Source organism: Moraxella caviae, assembly GCF_002014985.1.
Classification (GTDB): domain Bacteria; phylum Pseudomonadota; class Gammaproteobacteria; order Pseudomonadales; family Moraxellaceae; genus Moraxella; species Moraxella caviae.
Genome location: NZ_MUXU01000087.1, coordinates 1 through 16,582 on the forward strand (window position 1 = coordinate 1; position 16,582 = coordinate 16,582).

General features: G+C 47.4%; 14 protein-coding genes. 8 read left to right on the forward strand and 6 right to left on the reverse strand.

The window, feature by feature from the left end:
* The first annotated feature begins 51 nt into the window (after window positions 1–51).
* From B0181_RS11125 to B0181_RS11135, 3 genes are all read left to right on the forward strand, one after another.
* Complete coding sequence (locus tag B0181_RS11125; protein ID WP_078277574.1) at window positions 52–774, forward strand: DUF1285 domain-containing protein; 723 nt, start codon at window positions 52–54, stop codon at window positions 772–774.
* A 148-nt stretch (window positions 775–922) separates the two neighbouring features.
* Complete coding sequence (gene murI / locus B0181_RS11130) at window positions 923–1,795, forward strand: glutamate racemase (RefSeq protein ID WP_078277563.1); 873 nt, start codon at window positions 923–925, stop codon at window positions 1,793–1,795.
* A gap of 138 nt (window positions 1,796–1,933) precedes the next feature.
* Window positions 1,934–2,137, forward strand: coding sequence for a hypothetical protein (locus tag B0181_RS11135; RefSeq protein ID WP_078277564.1), 204 nt, complete (start codon window positions 1,934–1,936; stop codon window positions 2,135–2,137).
* Window positions 2,138–2,299: 162 nt separating this feature from the next.
* Here the strand turns inward: B0181_RS11135 and B0181_RS11140 are convergent, their stop codons facing one another.
* Window positions 2,300–3,736 (reverse strand): lytic murein transglycosylase, encoded by a 1,437-nt coding sequence (locus B0181_RS11140; RefSeq protein WP_078277565.1) that lies wholly within the window; start codon window positions 3,734–3,736, stop codon window positions 2,300–2,302.
* Between the two features lie 632 nt (window positions 3,737–4,368).
* Between B0181_RS11140 and B0181_RS11145 the strand changes: the two genes are divergently transcribed.
* Together B0181_RS11145 and B0181_RS11150 are read left to right on the forward strand one after the other, a co-directional pair.
* The gene (locus B0181_RS11145) at window positions 4,369–5,628 is read left to right on the forward strand and encodes a CitMHS family transporter (protein ID WP_242620084.1); all 1,260 of its coding nucleotides are present in this window, start codon (window positions 4,369–4,371) and stop codon (window positions 5,626–5,628) included.
* 194 nt (window positions 5,629–5,822) lie between these two features.
* Complete coding sequence (locus B0181_RS11150) at window positions 5,823–6,239, forward strand: MmcQ/YjbR family DNA-binding protein (RefSeq protein ID WP_078277566.1); 417 nt, start codon at window positions 5,823–5,825, stop codon at window positions 6,237–6,239.
* Here B0181_RS11150 and B0181_RS11155 read toward each other — a convergent pair.
* The 4 genes from B0181_RS11155 to B0181_RS11170 all read right to left on the reverse strand — a co-directional run bounded on the left by B0181_RS11155 (window position 6,236) and on the right by B0181_RS11170 (window position 11,371).
* On the reverse strand, window positions 6,236–7,132 hold the full coding sequence (locus tag B0181_RS11155) for an ABC transporter six-transmembrane domain-containing protein (protein ID WP_078277567.1): 897 nt from the start codon (window positions 7,130–7,132) through the stop codon (window positions 6,236–6,238). The genes B0181_RS11150 and B0181_RS11155 overlap by 4 nt on opposite strands.
* A 210-nt stretch (window positions 7,133–7,342) precedes the next feature.
* Window positions 7,343–8,740, reverse strand: a complete 1,398-nt coding sequence (locus B0181_RS11160; RefSeq protein ID WP_078277568.1) for an MATE family efflux transporter — start codon at window positions 8,738–8,740, stop codon at window positions 7,343–7,345.
* Between the two features lie 266 nt (window positions 8,741–9,006).
* Window positions 9,007–10,065 carry a glycosyltransferase gene (locus B0181_RS11165; protein WP_078277569.1) on the reverse strand — a complete coding sequence of 353 codons (1,059 nt, stop codon included), beginning with the start codon at window positions 10,063–10,065 and terminating at the stop codon, window positions 9,007–9,009.
* A gap of 268 nt (window positions 10,066–10,333) precedes the next feature.
* Window positions 10,334–11,371, reverse strand: a complete 1,038-nt coding sequence (locus tag B0181_RS11170; RefSeq protein ID WP_078277570.1) for a glycosyltransferase — start codon at window positions 11,369–11,371, stop codon at window positions 10,334–10,336.
* A gap of 563 nt (window positions 11,372–11,934) precedes the next feature.
* On the opposite strand from B0181_RS11170, the gene B0181_RS11175 reads away from it, so the two are divergent.
* From B0181_RS11175 to epmA, 3 genes are all read left to right on the forward strand, one after another.
* Complete coding sequence (locus B0181_RS11175) at window positions 11,935–13,113, forward strand: AI-2E family transporter (protein WP_078277571.1); 1,179 nt, start codon at window positions 11,935–11,937, stop codon at window positions 13,111–13,113.
* A 252-nt stretch (window positions 13,114–13,365) separates the two neighbouring features.
* The gene (locus B0181_RS11180) at window positions 13,366–14,454 is read left to right on the forward strand and encodes a 4-phosphoerythronate dehydrogenase (protein ID WP_172462142.1); all 1,089 of its coding nucleotides are present in this window, start codon (window positions 13,366–13,368) and stop codon (window positions 14,452–14,454) included.
* Window positions 14,455–14,625: 171 nt separating this feature from the next.
* Window positions 14,626–15,633: an EF-P lysine aminoacylase EpmA gene (epmA, locus tag B0181_RS11185; protein WP_078277575.1), complete on the forward strand. Its 1,008-nt coding sequence runs from the start codon at window positions 14,626–14,628 to the stop codon at window positions 15,631–15,633.
* A 107-nt stretch (window positions 15,634–15,740) separates the two neighbouring features.
* Here epmA and B0181_RS11190 read toward each other — a convergent pair.
* Window positions 15,741–16,582, reverse strand: an 842-nt coding sequence (locus B0181_RS11190) for an HpcH/HpaI aldolase/citrate lyase family protein (RefSeq protein WP_428838611.1), incomplete at its 5' end; no start/stop codon positions are given.

Genomic DNA, 16,582 nt, shown 5'->3' on the forward strand with positions numbered 1-16,582 from the left:
CTCGGTTTTGAACATAGCCTTAATTTTAAAAATTATCAACAGGAAGTGAAAATGCCAACTTATCAAAATGATGACAATAATAACCATAATATAAATAATATCAATAACTTAGAACAAGATTTATCATCTGATACGCCAGCAAAGTTATCACCTGTCAGTCCATCTTTTGACTTGTCTTTGGATAATGCGCTGCTGCCGTTTTTAAAAGCTGTGCAAAATACCGACAATCCTACTGGCGCGCGCCGCCTGCCGCCTGTGGAAAAATGGTCGCCAAAACACACCGTGCCTTTTAATATGCAAATCCGTGATAATGGCGAATGGTGGCATGACGGCACAAAAATGACTCGTCAGTCATTGGTGGATTTATTTGCCAGTGTGTTGTGGGTAGAAGTGGGCGATGATGGTAAAAAACGCCATTTTTTGCGCACGCCCAGCCATCAGTACGAAATCAGCGTGGTGGACGCACCGCTTTTGGTGGTGGCGGTGGACGTGGTGGCGGACGATGGCGAAATGTGGTTAGAATTTAGCACCACGCATGGCGATAAAATCCGCCTAAGTAAGAAAAATCCACTGTATTTTCAAAAATTTAGCAAAGATAACGGCACGAAAGAAGAGCGGCTGTACATTGACGTGCGCCATCATCTCACCGCCAAAATCGCCAACAACGTGCGCTACCATCTGCTGACGTTGGGTGAGCTGTGCGAGCAGGGCGATGAAGTGGTGCTGGTGCTACAAAGCGGCGGCGAAAAGTTTTATTTGGCACAAAAGTTTTGATGGTGTGGCTTGGTGGCTTGGCGAAGTGCATGAATGCGCCAATAAAAATATTGATACAAAAACCGTGCGCATTTGGTGTAAAATATGGCGATGATTGCGCATTTGGCAATGTGTAAATTTAGTTTGACGTTTGTTTTGGTGTTTTGCCATGATTAACCAGCACCCTGATTTTGTCCATGATCCTGACAACGCTCCGATTGGCGTGTTTGATTCGGGCGTGGGCGGGCTGTCGGTTTATCAGCATTTACAAGCCGCCATGCCAAACGAGCGCTTCATTTATTATGCCGACACCCAAAACGTGCCTTATGGCAATAAATCTGGCGATGAAATCCTGCTTTTGACAATTCAGGCAGTGGCAAGGCTGTGCAAGCGTGGCTGTAAACTCATCGTCATCGCTTGTAACAGTGCGTCCGCGCATTCTTTGGACGTGCTGCGTTTGCGCTGTAGTGTGCCGATTGTGGGGCTGGTGCCTGCGGTTAAGCCTGCCTGCGCCATCACCAAAACCAAAAAAATCGCCGTACTTGCCACGCGCGCCACGCTAGAAGGGCGTTTGCTTGATGAAGTCATCAGTACAGCTGCTGCGCCGCAGGGCGTAACGGTGTATAAGCATTTTGAGCCGATGCTCGTACCATGGGTGGAATCTGGTATGCCGATTGATTCGCAAGTGGCGGATTTGTTGGTGGCGCAAACCAAGCGCTGGGCGGACGAGTGCGTGGACGTGGTGGTGCTTGGCTGTACGCATTATCCGTTTTTCCGTAAGTTTTTGCAGCGTTTTATTGATGATGAGAACTTGCCTGTCAGCCTTGTGGATTCTGGGCTTGCCATTGCTGAGCGTGTCAAATCACTTTTGGCGGTCTTTCGCATTGCCAGCAATAATCCGCCTGCCAAAAAACCGCTGACTTTCTACGCCAGCCGCTTAGATGAGCAAGTGCAAGCCACCGTGCGTGGGCTGATAGACGATGACGTGGTGTTTGTGGGCAATGATTTTATGCCTGTGGTGGCGATGGACGAGCTGATGTGATGACTTGCGGTGATTTGCAATTTGTCAAAGAATTTGTTGTAATAAGAATTATGGGCGGCTGGATTGAAGCGGCTGCTTAAAAAACTTACCAATTTTATCAACTGCACATCACCATTTTATTTAGGATAGGAAATTGTCATGACTAACGAAACTGCCAACAACGAAACTTCAAGCAACGAAACCCTAAAAGAGCAAATCGATCATTTTAGCGAGCTTGCCGACACCATGCACGAAGCAGGCAAAAAACGCACGCTAGAAGAGCAAGTCGCTTACCTAAAAAGCCAAGGCAAAGACCCATCAAAAACCTACGCCAAATGGGACGATGACGAAGAAGAAGACTGAATTTACCTAAGTTTTGGCGACTGCGGTTTTCGCTTTTGCTAAATCTTTCATAAAAAAACGACCCAGTATTTCGTGGGTCGTTTTTGTTTGTGTGGCTTTGCTAAGTTGCTAAGTAACTTGGCTGGCGAGCAACTCAGCAAAACAATCGGTTTGCTTTGATAATCACTGCGCAGGCACAAGCGAAATCGTACCATCGGCATTCACCACACGGCGATAGCTTGTCGGAGCTGGTGCGCTGATGGTTTGGGTGGTGCGAATGACACGGCTGGCGCTTGGCGTGCTGCTTTGTGGTAGGGCGTTTTGCACAGGATTGTGCGCCACGCTTTGCACGCTTGGTGTTTGCACGGCTGAATTTTGTGTGATTGGTGCTTGATTGCCTGTATTTTGGGCAATCAGACGATGGAATTTTTGCCCAGCACGTCCGTCCGCAGGCACGCCCATTTTGCGCTGATAATCCATGATGGCACGGCGTGTGTTGTCGCCGATGATGCCGTCCACATTGCCGATGTCGTAGCCAGCGTTAATCAGTCCTTGCTGAATTTCTTTGGCTTCTTGGCGGCTGATGCCCGGATCGTCTGTCGGCCAAGGTGTGGCGAAGTTTGTGTTGGTGCTTTCAGTTTCTAGCAAAGTCGCCAAGTGGGCAATCGCCAGCGCGTAGCTTTCTGAAGCGTTATAGCTGTAGAAGGTGTCAAAGTTTTTACCCACCAAAAACGCAGGGCCTTGTCTGCCAGCAGGCAGCAGCAAGCCAGCCGAAGCCATGTTATGTGGCAATGGGCGACCGTCTGGCAGGGTCAGTCCCATGTTTTGCCAGTGGCTGATGGAGCGCTTATTGGTGCGTCCGCTTGAGCCGCTGTAGCCGTTAAGCTTAACTTCGTAGCCCCAAGGTTCGCCAGCACGGTAGCCACGCTTGGCAAGGAAGTTTGCGGTACTGGCAAGGGCGTCTGCTTTAGAATTTACCAAATCTTTGCGGCCATCGCCATCAAAATCCACTGCCAATTCCAAAAAGGTGCTTGGCATGAACTGCGTTTGCCCGAATGCGCCCGCCCATGAGCCTGTCATGTCTTGGGCGCGGATGTCGCCATTTTGGACGATTTTTAGGGCGCTGGCAAGCTCGCCACGGAAGTAGTTTTGGCGGCGATCAAAGCACGACAACGTAGCAAGGCTTGTGAACAAATCTTTTTTGCCAAGCGTTTGTCCGAAGTTTGACTCCACGCCCCACACGCCCAAAACGTGCGCAGGCGCAACGCCATAGCGTGCTTCAATGCGGCGCAGCACGTCCGCTTGTTCGTATTTGGCACGCAAGCCATCCGCCACACGCTCAGCGTCCACAAGCGATGCGTGATAATCCCAAGGATCTTTTTTAAATTCTGGCTGATAATTCAGCGAGCGAATCACGGTAGGGTCAGGCTCGCTTGGGCGGTATTGCTCAAAGGTGCTGTTAGAAATGCCACGAAAGCGTGATGTGTTTTTTAGACCGTCTAGGCACTGATGGAATTGGCTGGTAGATAGGTTTGGCAAGTCGTTTGCCTGTGCGCTGCTGCTAAATACCGCCATCAAAGCGGCGCTGGCAAGCGCAAGGGTGCTTAGTGTGTATTTCATAAAAACTCTTTATTGTCTTTTTAATATCACTTAACACATCATCAAGTTCGCTGAATGTTTTATCATCTACGCTTGTTTTTGTCTTAAATGATATTGATTTGATTGTAAATTTATGTGGATTGGTAAAAATAATGACTTGATTTTTAATGGAAATCAAGCGTACGCCATCAGCCAATTATATCAAGCTGGCTATAAAATACCACAGTCAAAGGCAGATAGTCCAAAATTTTTGGCAATTTGCCAAGTGAAATTGATAAATTAAACGTAATGGCAAGAATTGGGTAAGATTTGGGTGTGGGTTTGCTGCGCTCATGTAACAATTTTTTGCTTGCACTGATGTTATCTTTACATTATGATACTCGCCATTTTGTTTTTATATACAAGTTGTTTTTGTGCGCAAGATGTGTGGCGGCTGAGTTTGTCATCAGTGCATCTTTAATTATTCACTTAAAATGAATGTTTAAAGATGGCATACGTCAATGCAGCAGCCAAGCATAAAATTTGTGAATTGATTGTCGCGCAAAACAACCACCAACTTTACTATTTATTACCACGCAGGCAAATCGCATAAGCGCGTGGTTGGAGAAAATCTATGCTGACTTTGATCGGTCTGGCGATTATTTTTTATCATTGTGGGTTTGCTGCTCACCGAAAAAGTGTCGCCTGTGATTGCAATGGTGCTGGTGCCGTTTGTGGGTGCGCTGATTGCTGGCTTTGATTTAACGCAAATCAAGGAATTTTATTTGGACGGTACGACATCGGTCATTCAGATTGTCGTGATGTTTATTTTTGCGATTTTATTTTTCGGCATTATGGGCGATGCTGGTGTATTCAAGCCTTTGATTGATGGTTTGATTAAGCTGACGCGCGGTAATGTGATTTCGGTGGCGGTCGGTACGGTGCTGATTTCTGTGGTGGCGCAGCTTGATGGTGCTGGAGCGACAACCTTTTTGCTGGTCGTGCCTGCGCTTTTGCCGCTGTATCAACGTTTAAAAATGAATCCTTATATGCTGTTTTTGCTGCTGGCGGCAAGTGCGGGTATCACCAATATGTTGCCGTGGGGCGGGCCTTTGGCGCGTGTGGCAACGGTGCTGGGCGCTGATGTGGAAGTGATTTATCGTCCGCTGATTGCCGTGCAAGTCATCGGCATTACGCTGACGATTATCATGGCGGTGATTTTGGGTATGCGTGAAAAACGCCGCATCATTGCTGAGCATGGCGCACTTGTGGTGGGCGGTCATGGCTTTGGACTTGATGCCGATGACGAAGAAGTATCTGCCAATCGTGGCAAGTTTTGGGTGAATGTGGCGATTTTTGTCGCAGCGATGGTGGTGCTGTTTGCCAATCTTTTACCGCCTGCATTCGTCTTTATGCTGGGTACGGCGGTGGCGTTGATGGTGAATTATCGCACACCAAAAGAACAGCTGGCGTGTATCAATGCCAATGCTGGCGGTGCAATCATGATGGCAACCATCATTTTGGCGGCAGGCGTGTTCCTTGGTACGCTAAAAGGCTCTGGTATGCTGGACGCAATTTCGCAGGATTTGGTGAATGTATTGCCAGCGGCTTTATTGCCAAATCTGCATTATGTTACTGGCTTTTTGGGCGTGCCTTTGGAGCTTGTACTGTCTACAGACGCTTATTATTTCGGGCTGTTCCCTGTGGTGGAGCAAATCACGTCTGATGTGGGCGTAGACCCTGCCAAATCAGGCTATGCGGTGATGATTGGTAGTATTGTGGGTACGTTTGTCTCGCCATTTTCGCCTGCTTTGTGGATGGGCTTAGGCTTGGCAAACTTATCTATGGGTAAGCACATTCGTTATTCGTTCTTTTGGATTTGGGGTCTGTCCTTGGCGATTATGCTATGCACATGGGCGATTGGCGTGATTTGATAAATGCTTTAAAATCGCCAAGCCTTACAAGACAGATTGACAAAACAGACGCTCGGCAGAGTGTCTGTTTTTTATTGTGGTTTTGGCAAAATTGCCGTGATAACTGGCATTAAAATCAGCAAACCGCTTGTCAATGTGCTTTTGATTGGGCTAAACTTGCCAAAAGTTTAGTCATTATCAATTTGTTATCAATCATGACCTACCAAGATTTCATCGATTTTATCGCCAAAACTTATGCGGTGTCGCCTGAGTTTTTATGGCAAAAATTTCCCAAATTTGCGGTTTTTCGCCATGCCGCACCAAAATCTGGCAAGCGCAGTTCTACCAAATCTTCTACTAAAAAAGGCAAATGGTTTGCGCTGCTGATGCCCATCAGTGCGGATAAATTGTCAGCCAAGCACGCAAATTCATCAACGCTGCCAGATGCCATCGTAACTGTAGTGAACGTCAAAACCGACCCACGCTTTATCGGCAATCTTTTGCTGGCGGACGGTGTGTATCCTGCTTATCACATGAATAAGGCGCACTGGGTGAGCGTGCGCCTTGATGAGATTGATGAAGCGCTGCTTTTTGAGCTGGTGGCGCACAGTTTTGATTTGACGGCTGGTTAGGTGGCGGCTTTGATGTTGTTATCCATTTCGTCATCGGCAGCGTTTGGGTCGTCTAGGCTGATGCGCTTGCCGATGTCTTTGATTTGTGAGAGCTGTTCTACCAAAGATGGCGCATCGTCCAAACTCATGGCAAAGCCCCATAGATAGCTGATAACGGCATAAATGTGTCCAGCGGTTGCGCCTTTGGTGGTGAGTAGCGTGAGCGTTACCCCAAATAAAATTGCCATTGCCACGCCGATGATTAGATAGCTGCTTGCTTCACGATTAGAGATTTTTATGCGAAATTTAGACAGCAGCGAATAATGCTTGGCGGTGTGATAAGGCTGATTTTGTTCAATGATAATCACATCTTTTTCAAGGCGATTATTCAGCCGAAAATACAGACGATCGTTGATTTTGGTGTAGCTTGGCAAAGCCCAAGAAAAAATCAGCAGAATAATCAGCGCAGTAATGCCTGAATAAGTTTCAATAAAAAGTAGCATCACCACCGCACCAATGATATTAAATAACGATGTGATGATCATCGGCAAATGCTGCTCAAAAAAGTCCACAAATTCACGAGACAGTGCCACACGAGCGGTAATGGTGGAAGTGTGCTGTTTTTGGCGGTGTTCGCGGCTGATGATGTCTGTTACCATCTCGGCATAAATGCGTGTGAATGTGCGTGTGTCTACCGCACGCCTTGCCGAGCCAACCGTCCATATCACCAACACCAAAGCCGCATAGGATAAGGCTTGGAGTAGGTTGCCATTAACCACGCCATCAATGGCAAATGAGCCAAACAGCGGATAAGTAACCATCAAGATATTTTCCAATGCTACAAGGCTAAACGTGCCAATCAGGCGTGTTTTGTGGGTGGTGGCGATGTGTTTTAGGTGATTGACAGCAGACATAAAAAACGATAAAAAGCCAAAAGTGCGCCATTATATAGCAAATCAAATCACTGCGCTAAGTATTTTTATTAGCAAAAGTGTTAAATTCTTAAAAGCCAGCTTTGATTGATGATGCGTAGTTTTTAAGCTGATTTATTGATGGTGTCAGTTGTTTTGGTTTAATCTAAATGGATAACCAATTTAAACAGGCAATCAAATTTAAACAGATGGTCAAACAACCTTGCCCAGCGCTTTTTGACTGTGCTTTTGCAAATACCACAGCAAAAACACCGCCGCCACCGCAAGCGACACCACCAAAGCCGTCCAAAATCCATAAATGCCCATGTCAAAATAAAACGCCAGCGCATAGCCGGGAATCAGCCCGCAGCCCCAAAACGCCACCAAATGAATCACCATCGGCATGGTGGTAACTTTATAACCACGCAGCGCATAGCTTGCCACGCATTGCACTGCGTCCACCAGCTGAAAGGCAGCGGCAAATAAAATAATGCCAGACGCAATGCCAATCACCGTCAAATCGTCCGTGTACATCTGGGCAAGTGGTGTGCGCAAAAGCACCAAAAACGCCGCCGTCAAAAGCGAAATCAGCGCAGCTGTCGCCACTGACACGCCAGAAATGTAGCGCGCTTTGGCGAAATTTTTCTTGCCGATGGCGATGCCCACTTGCACCGTGCTGGCAATGCCAATGCTTTGCGGAATCATGTAAATAATCCCCGTCAGGCTAATCACCACCTGCTGCGCCGCCACATAATCTTCGGTGTTGGCGGGCAGTTTCGCTACCAAAAACATGATGCAAGTAAACAGGCTCACTTCCACAAAAAACGATAAGCCAATCGGAATGCCAAGCCGTGTGATGTCTTTAAACAGCCGAAAATTTGGCAGGCTGAATTTATCCATCAAGCCAAAGGGCTTAAAATATTTACCGCGCGCCACATAAGCGCCCAGCACAATGGCATTCACCCAAAAGACGATGGCTGTCGCCAGTCCGCAGCCAGCACCGCCCAGCGCAGGCATGCCAAATTTGCCATAGACGAAAATCCAGTTGAGCGGAATGTTTAAAAAGAAGCATAGCCAGCTGACCCACATGATGACGTTTGGCTTATTTAGGCTGGACGCATAGGCGTGCAAGCTGCGATGAATCATGGCGGCAGGCATGGCAAGCCCCACAAACCGCAGATACTGCTCGGTGATTTGCAGCGTATAATCACTAAGCGCAAAAAACGAGCGAAAAGGCGCAATCGCAAGCCACATAATCGCCATGCCAAGCACGCCCATCGCCACGCCATACCAAAGACCTTGTCTGCCAAGCTCGCCAATTTCATGCGAGCGTGCCGCACCTTTACTCACCGAGCCAAATTGTTGGGCAATCATGGGGTTAAGTGCGGTCATTACGCCCATCAAAGTTACATAAACTGTGGCAAAAAGACTGCTGCCAAGCGCCACGGCCGCCAAATCTTCCTTGCCAGCACCGCCAGCCATCACCGTATCCACAAAGCCAGTGCCGATTTGCGCCACTTGTGATAGCAGCATGGGCAAAGTCAGCGCAAATAATGCGCTAAGCTCTTTTTTGTAAGTGGCAAACGAATAACGATGAATGTCTAGCAGCATGATAAAAGCGGTAATGTGATTTTAAAAAGTTGGGCGGGGAAATGATAAAGTAAAAAAGTTTGTGGGAAAATCGCAAGGCTAAATGATAAGTTTGTAAGATAAAAAGTTAGCCAATTTGCACTTTTGCCAACGGTGTATTGTAACTGATTTGGCGGATTTTGTGGCGGTAAACTTTTTGAACTTGCCAAGCGTTGAACTTGCCAAGCGTAAAAAAGACAAGGCTTGGCTTGTCTTTTTAAGGTGAAGGGCTGTGCGTCTTGTGCGTGCTAATTAAGCAAACGCTTACGAAACGCCTCACGCACTTTGGCAAAATCCTCACGATGGCTTCTGCGCAAAACCACCATCAGCGTTTCGTACAGCTGATAGATGTTAAACAGCTCAAGCGTGAAATATTCATCAAGACTTTGTTGCTCATCATCGCCAAACGTTACCGAACGCTCCAGCGCACTAAACAGCAAAGGCGCGCTCAAAGCAGCGATATAAAACCGTGTGGCTTGATCTAAATCTTGGCGCACGGCATAAGATTGTAGCCGCTTAAAGGCGTTGAAGTGGTCGTGGATTGAGCGGATGTCGTCCAGCTGATTGGCGGCGCCGTCAGTGCGATGGCGATAATAATAAAACAGCTGGCTGATTTCCAGAAAGTTAAACTGACAGCACGTCAATGCCCGAATGACAAACAGCGTATCTTCAGCGTAGCGCAAATTTTCATCAAACAGCAGACCGTTATCTTGTAAATGACTGGTCTTAAAAATGTGCGTCCACAGCTCAGGCGAAAAGCTCTTTTGCAGTAAGCAATCCATGTAATACTGCGATGACACGATTTCCACATGATGACCATGCGCCACTTTCTCGCCATAGACAGCGCGTGCAGTGGTGGCTACGTCTGGCAGGGCAGGCAGTACGATGATGTTTTGTTTCGCCCAAACGAACAAACCTTTGGCGATGGCGACGTTTTCTTGTGCCATGATGCGCAAAAGATCACGAAAGTTGATTTTCTCCGCCAAATAATCATCAGAATCCACAAAATACACATACTTGCCAGCAGCCGCTTTTATCCCTGCGTTTCTCGCTGCTGACACGCCTTTATTTTCTTGGCTGATGATTTTTATAAAATCATACCGCTTGGCAAATTCAGCCAAAACTTCACCACTGCCATCGGTTGAACCATCATCAATGGCAATGATTTCTTTATCAATGTCTTGCGCAATGATACTTTCTAAACACTGCGATAAATATTCACAAGTGTTGTAGACAGGCACGATAAAGGTGATATCATGCTTTGGGCTTTGGGCTTTGGGCTTTGGGCTTTGGGCTTTTTTTGGCATACATTGGTACAACTCTATGCAATGAAAGGTTTCTTTTATTTTAGCTTAATTTTACTACAAAAGCACTAGAAATGACGCGGTTGTCTATAAAAATTTGTGCGGGTGGTGTGAGATAGGGATTTAAATAAGAAATGACTTGTAAATTGAGCTTTTCTGACGGAAATTTGGCAGATTGTAAGTTGGGTTAAGCGGAGTGAAACCCCAACGTTTGAAATGAGATTTGGAATGTTGGGTTACGCTTTCGCCAACCCAAGCAAAATCAGCGTTTTCACAGCAGACGCTGGCGAAATTCTGCGTGTACTCGGCTAAATGCGTTGGATGGGCGTTGTTGCAGGCGTGCGGATAAGATTTCGTACAGCTGATACATGCCAAATAATTCTAGGCTCACTTCGCTGTCAATTTGTGCTTTGGCGGTTTCGTCCAGTTGAAAATACACGCTTTCAAACAAATGCGCCAGCACCGATAAGCCAAGCAGTAAAATATTGTGGCGTGTGTTGTAGTCAAAATCTCGCTCAAGCGTGTAATATTGCACGGCTTTTACCGCTTTGATTTGCGATAAAAACATGGCGGTGTTGTTCGCTTGATTGATGGCGCTGCCAGTGCGATGGCGATAAAAATAGAAAATCTCGCTGGTTTCCGCCATTAAAAATTCAGCACAAGTCAGCACCTTAGTAACAAACAGCAAATCTTCGGCATATTCCAGCGATTCATCAAAGTACAGCTCATGCGTGCGCAAATGCTGCGTGCGAAAAATGTACGCCCACAGCTCCACGGTAAAGACACGCACCAAAAGCGCTTGGATATATTGTGATGATGGCGCGATTTGTAGGTAGTGTTTTTGTCTTGTGCCGTGCTGGTAAATGTCCAGCGCGGCTTGTTGGGCTTTTGGCAGGGCGGGCAAAAAGACTTCTTCGTCTTGAATTTCCCAAATCGCACAGCCTTTTAGGGCGGCAAGATTTTCCTTGTCCATGATGGCGATGTAATCGTCAAAGCGAATGTTTGGCAGCAGATAATCGTCAGAATCCACAAAATACACATAACGCCCAGCGGCTGCTTTAATCCCAGCATTTCTGGCAGCTGATACGCCTTTGTTTTCTTGGGTGATGATTTTGATGAAATCGTACCGCTTGGCAAATTGTGCCAAAACTTCACCACTGCCATCAGTTGAGCCGTCATCAATGGCGATGATTTGCTTATCGATATTTTGGGCGATGATGCTGTCTAGGCATTGGGCTAGAAATTTGGCGGTGTTATAGACGGGTATGATGAAGGTGATGTCGTAGGTGGTTTGTCTGGAGGCGTTCATGGCAGGTGTGGTTTTTAAAATTCCGTTTTAATCGTTGCTTTATTAGTGCGTTCAGATTTGGTGCATTCAGAGCGCAAAATAAAGCCTAAATAAGCGAAAGACGAGAAAACGCTTTGAATTTGAATGGATAACCGCAGGAATTAACGTAAAAATTACGGTTTGAAATTAAAAAATGTCTTAAATAAAAATGAGATTAAATCGCATTATTGATTTGTGGCGGTATTGTCTCACAATTTCCCAGATTGTGCAAGATTTTTTGCAGAATTACTAATAATTCATTCATCTTTTATTTTAAAAATATCATTAAGTATTTTATGGGTTTGATGCCATTATAAGGTGGCGTAATTTTTATGCGATTTACCAAGTTTTAAAACTTAGAAAAAGTCATAAAAAACCCACAAATTTTTGCAAATTATTTCGGCTATTTTTGTCAAAATAGGGCATAATATAGCCAAGATTTGTCGTGAGTGAAATGTGCGCAAATTTATGCGTCAATTCACGCCAAATATGACTTTTTGTAATATTAAAAATAACTAAAACTTAACAAAAGAGCCAAAATTGCCATGCTGGAACAATGGACCAAAGAATTGATTTTGCAGCGACTGCTCGCCTTGACGCTGCTCACCATCTTGATTGTGCTGTGCTTTCAGGTGGTGCATTTTTTCATTTCGCCTGCGATTTGGGCGGCGATTTTGGCGTATGTAACTTTTCCGCTGTACCGATTTTTCCATCAAAAAGTGCAGCTGGGGGCGACGCTCTCGGCATTGATTATGACGGTGGTGATTTCGCTGCTGATTGGCGTACCGCTGATTGTGGGTGTGTTTTTCTTGCAGCAAGAAGTGGTGAGCTTTTATGGCATGGCGATTCGCCGTCTGCAGGCGGGCTATGTGGATTTGCCAGAAAGCGTGAAAAATTTGCCTGTGATTGGTCAGCAAATCAAAGACACGCTGTGGGAGATTAACAAAGACCCTGAAGCGTCAATGGCGGCGGTGCGTCAGTGGGTGCAGTCGCATTTGTATTATGGCAAGATGGCGTTTGACGTGGCGTTAAAGGCGATGGCGAAACTGGGCATGGCGCTGATGACGCTGTTTTTCTTTTATCGTGATGGGCTAAGCCTGATGCGCCAAATCCGCCAAGCGCTGCGCAACATCGTGGGCGATCGCATTGATGATTATATCAATTCGGTGGGCGCAACCACGCAAGCGGTGATTTATGGCATTGGCTTGACTGCGCTGGCGCAGGCACTTTTGGCGGGCATGGGCTATGTGGTGGCAGGCGCGCCAAACCCAATTTTGCTGACAATCATCACTTTTGTGGCGGCACTGATTCCGTTTGGCACGCCATTTGCGTGGGGTGGTGTGGCGTTGTGGCTGTTTATGCAAGGTCATACTTATGAAGGGATTGGGCTTGCGCTGTGGGGTATTTTGGTGATTAGCTGGGTGGATAATTTGATTCGTCCGATTGTCATCAGCGGTGCGACCAAAATTCCGTTCATCATCATTTTTATTGGCGTGCTGGGCGGTTTGACGGCATTTGGTTTTGTGGGGCTGTTTGTTGGGCCGGTGATTTTATCGATTGCGCTTGCCATTTGGCGTGAGTGGATTAGCCAGCATAAAAACGAAATTTTCTCACCAAAAAACGCAGCCTTTGCGGTGGCAGATGGTGAAGCCTTGCTGGCTGATACCACGCCCACGCCTGTGCTGGACGAGCAAAAATTAAGCGATGATGCGGATAAATCGTGAGTGGATTTGCTAAATCGGTTGGCTAAATTGGCGTAAAACCGTAAGCTGGGTTAGCGAAAGTGCAACCCAACGTTTTATGGGTAAATCTTACTTCATGTTGGGTTGTCGCTCCGCTTAACCCAACTTACGAATCGCCCCTAAATTAAACTTACTTATCGCCCTTAAATTAAACTCGCAAATTGCTCTTAGGGCGTAGGTTGAGTTGGTAAAAATACAACTTACCAACCACAAAAACCATTTAAAAACAAAGAGATAAATATGATTAGCGTATTGGCGGACGAAAATATCAGCAATCTTGGCGATTATTTGCGTTGCCATCAAGACGTGCGTTTTATCACGATAAAAGGGCGAGACATCAACCAGCAAAGTCTTGATAAATATCGCCCTGATGCGCTGTTTATCCGCTCGGTAACGCCAATCAAGCCATCGCTGGATTTGGCAGGCGTGAAGTTTGTCGGTTCGGCAACGATTGGCACGGACCATGTGGACGCACAGTTTTTAGCCGAGCAAAATATCCGCTTTGCCAATGCAGTGGGATGCAGCAAACATTCGGTGGCGCAATATGTACTGACGGCAATCGGCAAGCTGCGCCCAAATGCGGCGTTATCGCCTGTACGCCTTGGTATTATTGGGCTTGGCAATATTGGCAGCACGCTTGCTGGGTACGCCAAGGACTTGGGCTGGCAGGTGGCAGGCTATGACCCGTTTTTGCCAGCGTCCGCCATCAATAACAGCGATTTGCCAACGCTACTACAAACCAGCGATGTGATTTCGCTGCACACGCCTTTGACACGCACGGGCGAGTATCCGACTTTTGGGCTGATGAACCGTGAGCATTTGGCGCAGCTTAAGCCAAATGCGCTGCTTATCAATTCGGCGCGCGGTGAAATTATCAAAGAAGCCGATTTAATCGCAGCGATTGATGAGCAAAACCTGCAAGTGGTGCTGGACGTATTTCCGCACGAACCTGTTGTCAGTGCCAAACTTTGCGAGCGTCTTAGCCTTGCCACACCGCACATTGCAGGCTATACCACAGAAGGTAAATTGCGTGGTACGGACATGATTTATCGTGCGTTTTGTGAGCATTTTGGCTTGCCAGTTTTACAAAATATGGATAATTTGCTTGCGCCAAGCCCTTATCAATGGCAAGACATCAAGCGCCATTGGCAAGCGGCGGCGAAAAGCGGTGCGCCAGACGCACTCACGCCTTTTTATGACATTGGTGCTGATGATGCCAGCCTGCGTGCGGTGTGTACGGCTGGCTTGGCAGATGGCGAGCAGGCGGCGGCGTTTGATAGGCTGCGCAAAGAATATCCGCTCAGACGTGAGTGGTTGTATTAAAATGGCGGCTACACGCCTAATAAAGTGATTGCGCTTAAAAACGGTTTGGCGTGGCAAAATCTTAAAACGCCAATCCGTTTCATTTGCTCAATTTACCGCCAAGTCGTCATTCAATCATTCCAATCACCACCTAATCACCACCCAATCACAAATTATAAATTACCAACCATCATGAACTCCCCAACTCAAGCCAACCAAATTTCAGCCGACCATACCCCAGTTGATTACGCCCCCAGCATGAGCAAAGAAAACGCCATCAAAAAGGCTGCCATGTTGGCAACGGTGCGTGCGTTTTTTGCCAAGCGCAACGTGTTGGAAATCACCACGCCCATTTTATCGCAACACGGTAATACAGACGTGTTTATTGAAAGTGTGCAGGCGAGCGTCAAACGCCGCGGCAAGCCAAGCGTAGGGTTTTTACACACGTCGCCAGAATTTGCCATGAAGCGAGTGCTGGCGGCGTATCAGTTGCCGATTTTCCAGCTGTGCCAAGTGTTTCGAGATAATGAAATTGGGCATAAGCACAATGTGGAATTTACCATGCTGGAGTGGTATCGTCCGCATTTTTCGCTTGAGATGCTGGCGGACGAGCTGCTGGCTTTATTAGAAGCGGTGTATGACAAGCCGATGCGCGTTCGGCATTATCGTTATGCGCAGGCGTTCGTGGACGTGCTGGGATTGCATCCATTTTCGGCAAGTGTTGATGAGCTGCGAGCGTGCGCTAGGCAGCATGGCTTGACGCTGGAGATGGGCGATGATGTGCAAGGCTGGCTGGATTTGCTGTTTAGCCATTTGATTGAGCCAGATTTGGGGCGTGATGTGCCAACGCTATTGACCGATTATCCGCCTGCCACTGCCGCACTTGCCAAGATTGCCACCGATCAAGATGGTTTTGAAGTTGCCAAGCGTTTTGAGCTGTATATTGACGGCGTGGAAATTGCCAACGCTTATGATGAGCTGGCGGATTCTAAAGCTCTGCGCCAGCGTTTTTGTCAGGACAATGCCCAGCGTGCTGCGCTTGGTTTGCCCACCATGCCGATTGATGAAAATCTTCTGCGTGCGTGTGATGATTTGCCGCCTTGCAGTGGCATTGCGCTGGGCGTGGATAGGTTGTTTATGGTTAAAGAAGGACTGACCGACATCAGCCAAGCCGTGCTGTTTGTTAGCGATAAGGCGTAATGACAGGATATAACGCCAAAAACGACAAGGTGCAACTTACCAAAATAGCGATGAATTTATCGCCATTTTGGTGTATTCACGAGGATTTGTCGTTACTGCTTGACTGGTTATTTGTCTGGCTGCTTGCCCACGAGCGTTTGCGCCCAACGAATCACGGGCAAATCCACCATGCGCCCAGCCACAGTAAAGGCAGCTTCGTTGGTGCGCTCAAACTCTTTCACCACCGCCTGCGCAAACGCCAAATCGTCCTGCAAGTTCAGCGTTTTTGCCACCACGCCTACTTGTCTTGGGTGAATGAGCAGCTGCCCGCCAAAGCCGAAATCCTGCCAATGGCGCACGCACGCCGCCAAGCCTGCATCGTCATCAAATTGCGGATAAATGGTCTCAATCGGTGCCGCCAAACCGTGTGCGGACGAATGTAGCACCAGCTCACAGCGCACTTTATCGCTCAAAGCGCGCATGGCAGGCGAGCCGACACGCACGCCCAAAGAATGCGCAAAATCCAGACAACCGTAGCTGAGCGCAAGCAATCCGTCCGCTGCGGCAATTTCTGCGATGTTTAATAAGCCTTTTGCGCTTTCAATCATGGCGATGACAGGCTTTTGCGTGCTTTGGTGCAAGACGCTTGCGGCAAGGCGTGATTCGCATTTTGGCAAAAATACGCCAGCCACATGAGAAAGTTTTTCAATCAGCAGGCGATCTTTGGTAAAATCGGCAGTCGTGGCGGCATTGATACGCAGCCAATAAGGGTGCGTACAGCTTTCATCAAACGCCAAAATTTGCTCACGCACACGCTCTTTTTGCTCGGCGGCGACAGCGTCTTCTAGGTCAATGATGACAGCTTGCGCACCGCTGGCGAGTGCTTTTGGCACACGGTCTAGGCGAGTGGCAGGCACAAATAAAAAGGTCTGTGGCGTGATCGGTCGCATAAAAATCCCTTGATTTTTTG

Coding starts and splice junctions, on each gene's coding strand:
- epmA (WP_078277575.1), top strand. CDS start 14,626: ATGAACTCCCCAACTCAAGCCAACCAAATTTCAGCCGACCATACCCCA.
- B0181_RS11170 (WP_078277570.1), bottom strand. CDS start 11,371: ATGAACGCCTCCAGACAAACCACCTACGACATCACCTTCATCATACCC.
- B0181_RS11160 (WP_078277568.1), bottom strand. CDS start 8,740: ATGCTGCTAGACATTCATCGTTATTCGTTTGCCACTTACAAAAAAGAG.
- murI (WP_078277563.1), top strand. CDS start 923: ATGATTAACCAGCACCCTGATTTTGTCCATGATCCTGACAACGCTCCG.
- B0181_RS11125 (WP_078277574.1), top strand. CDS start 52: ATGCCAACTTATCAAAATGATGACAATAATAACCATAATATAAATAAT.
- B0181_RS11175 (WP_078277571.1), top strand. CDS start 11,935: ATGCTGGAACAATGGACCAAAGAATTGATTTTGCAGCGACTGCTCGCC.
- B0181_RS11165 (WP_078277569.1), bottom strand. CDS start 10,065: ATGCCAAAAAAAGCCCAAAGCCCAAAGCCCAAAGCCCAAAGCCCAAAG.
- B0181_RS11135 (WP_078277564.1), top strand. CDS start 1,934: ATGACTAACGAAACTGCCAACAACGAAACTTCAAGCAACGAAACCCTA.
- B0181_RS11140 (WP_078277565.1), bottom strand. CDS start 3,736: ATGAAATACACACTAAGCACCCTTGCGCTTGCCAGCGCCGCTTTGATG.
- B0181_RS11155 (WP_078277567.1), bottom strand. CDS start 7,132: ATGTCTGCTGTCAATCACCTAAAACACATCGCCACCACCCACAAAACA.
- B0181_RS11150 (WP_078277566.1), top strand. CDS start 5,823: ATGACCTACCAAGATTTCATCGATTTTATCGCCAAAACTTATGCGGTG.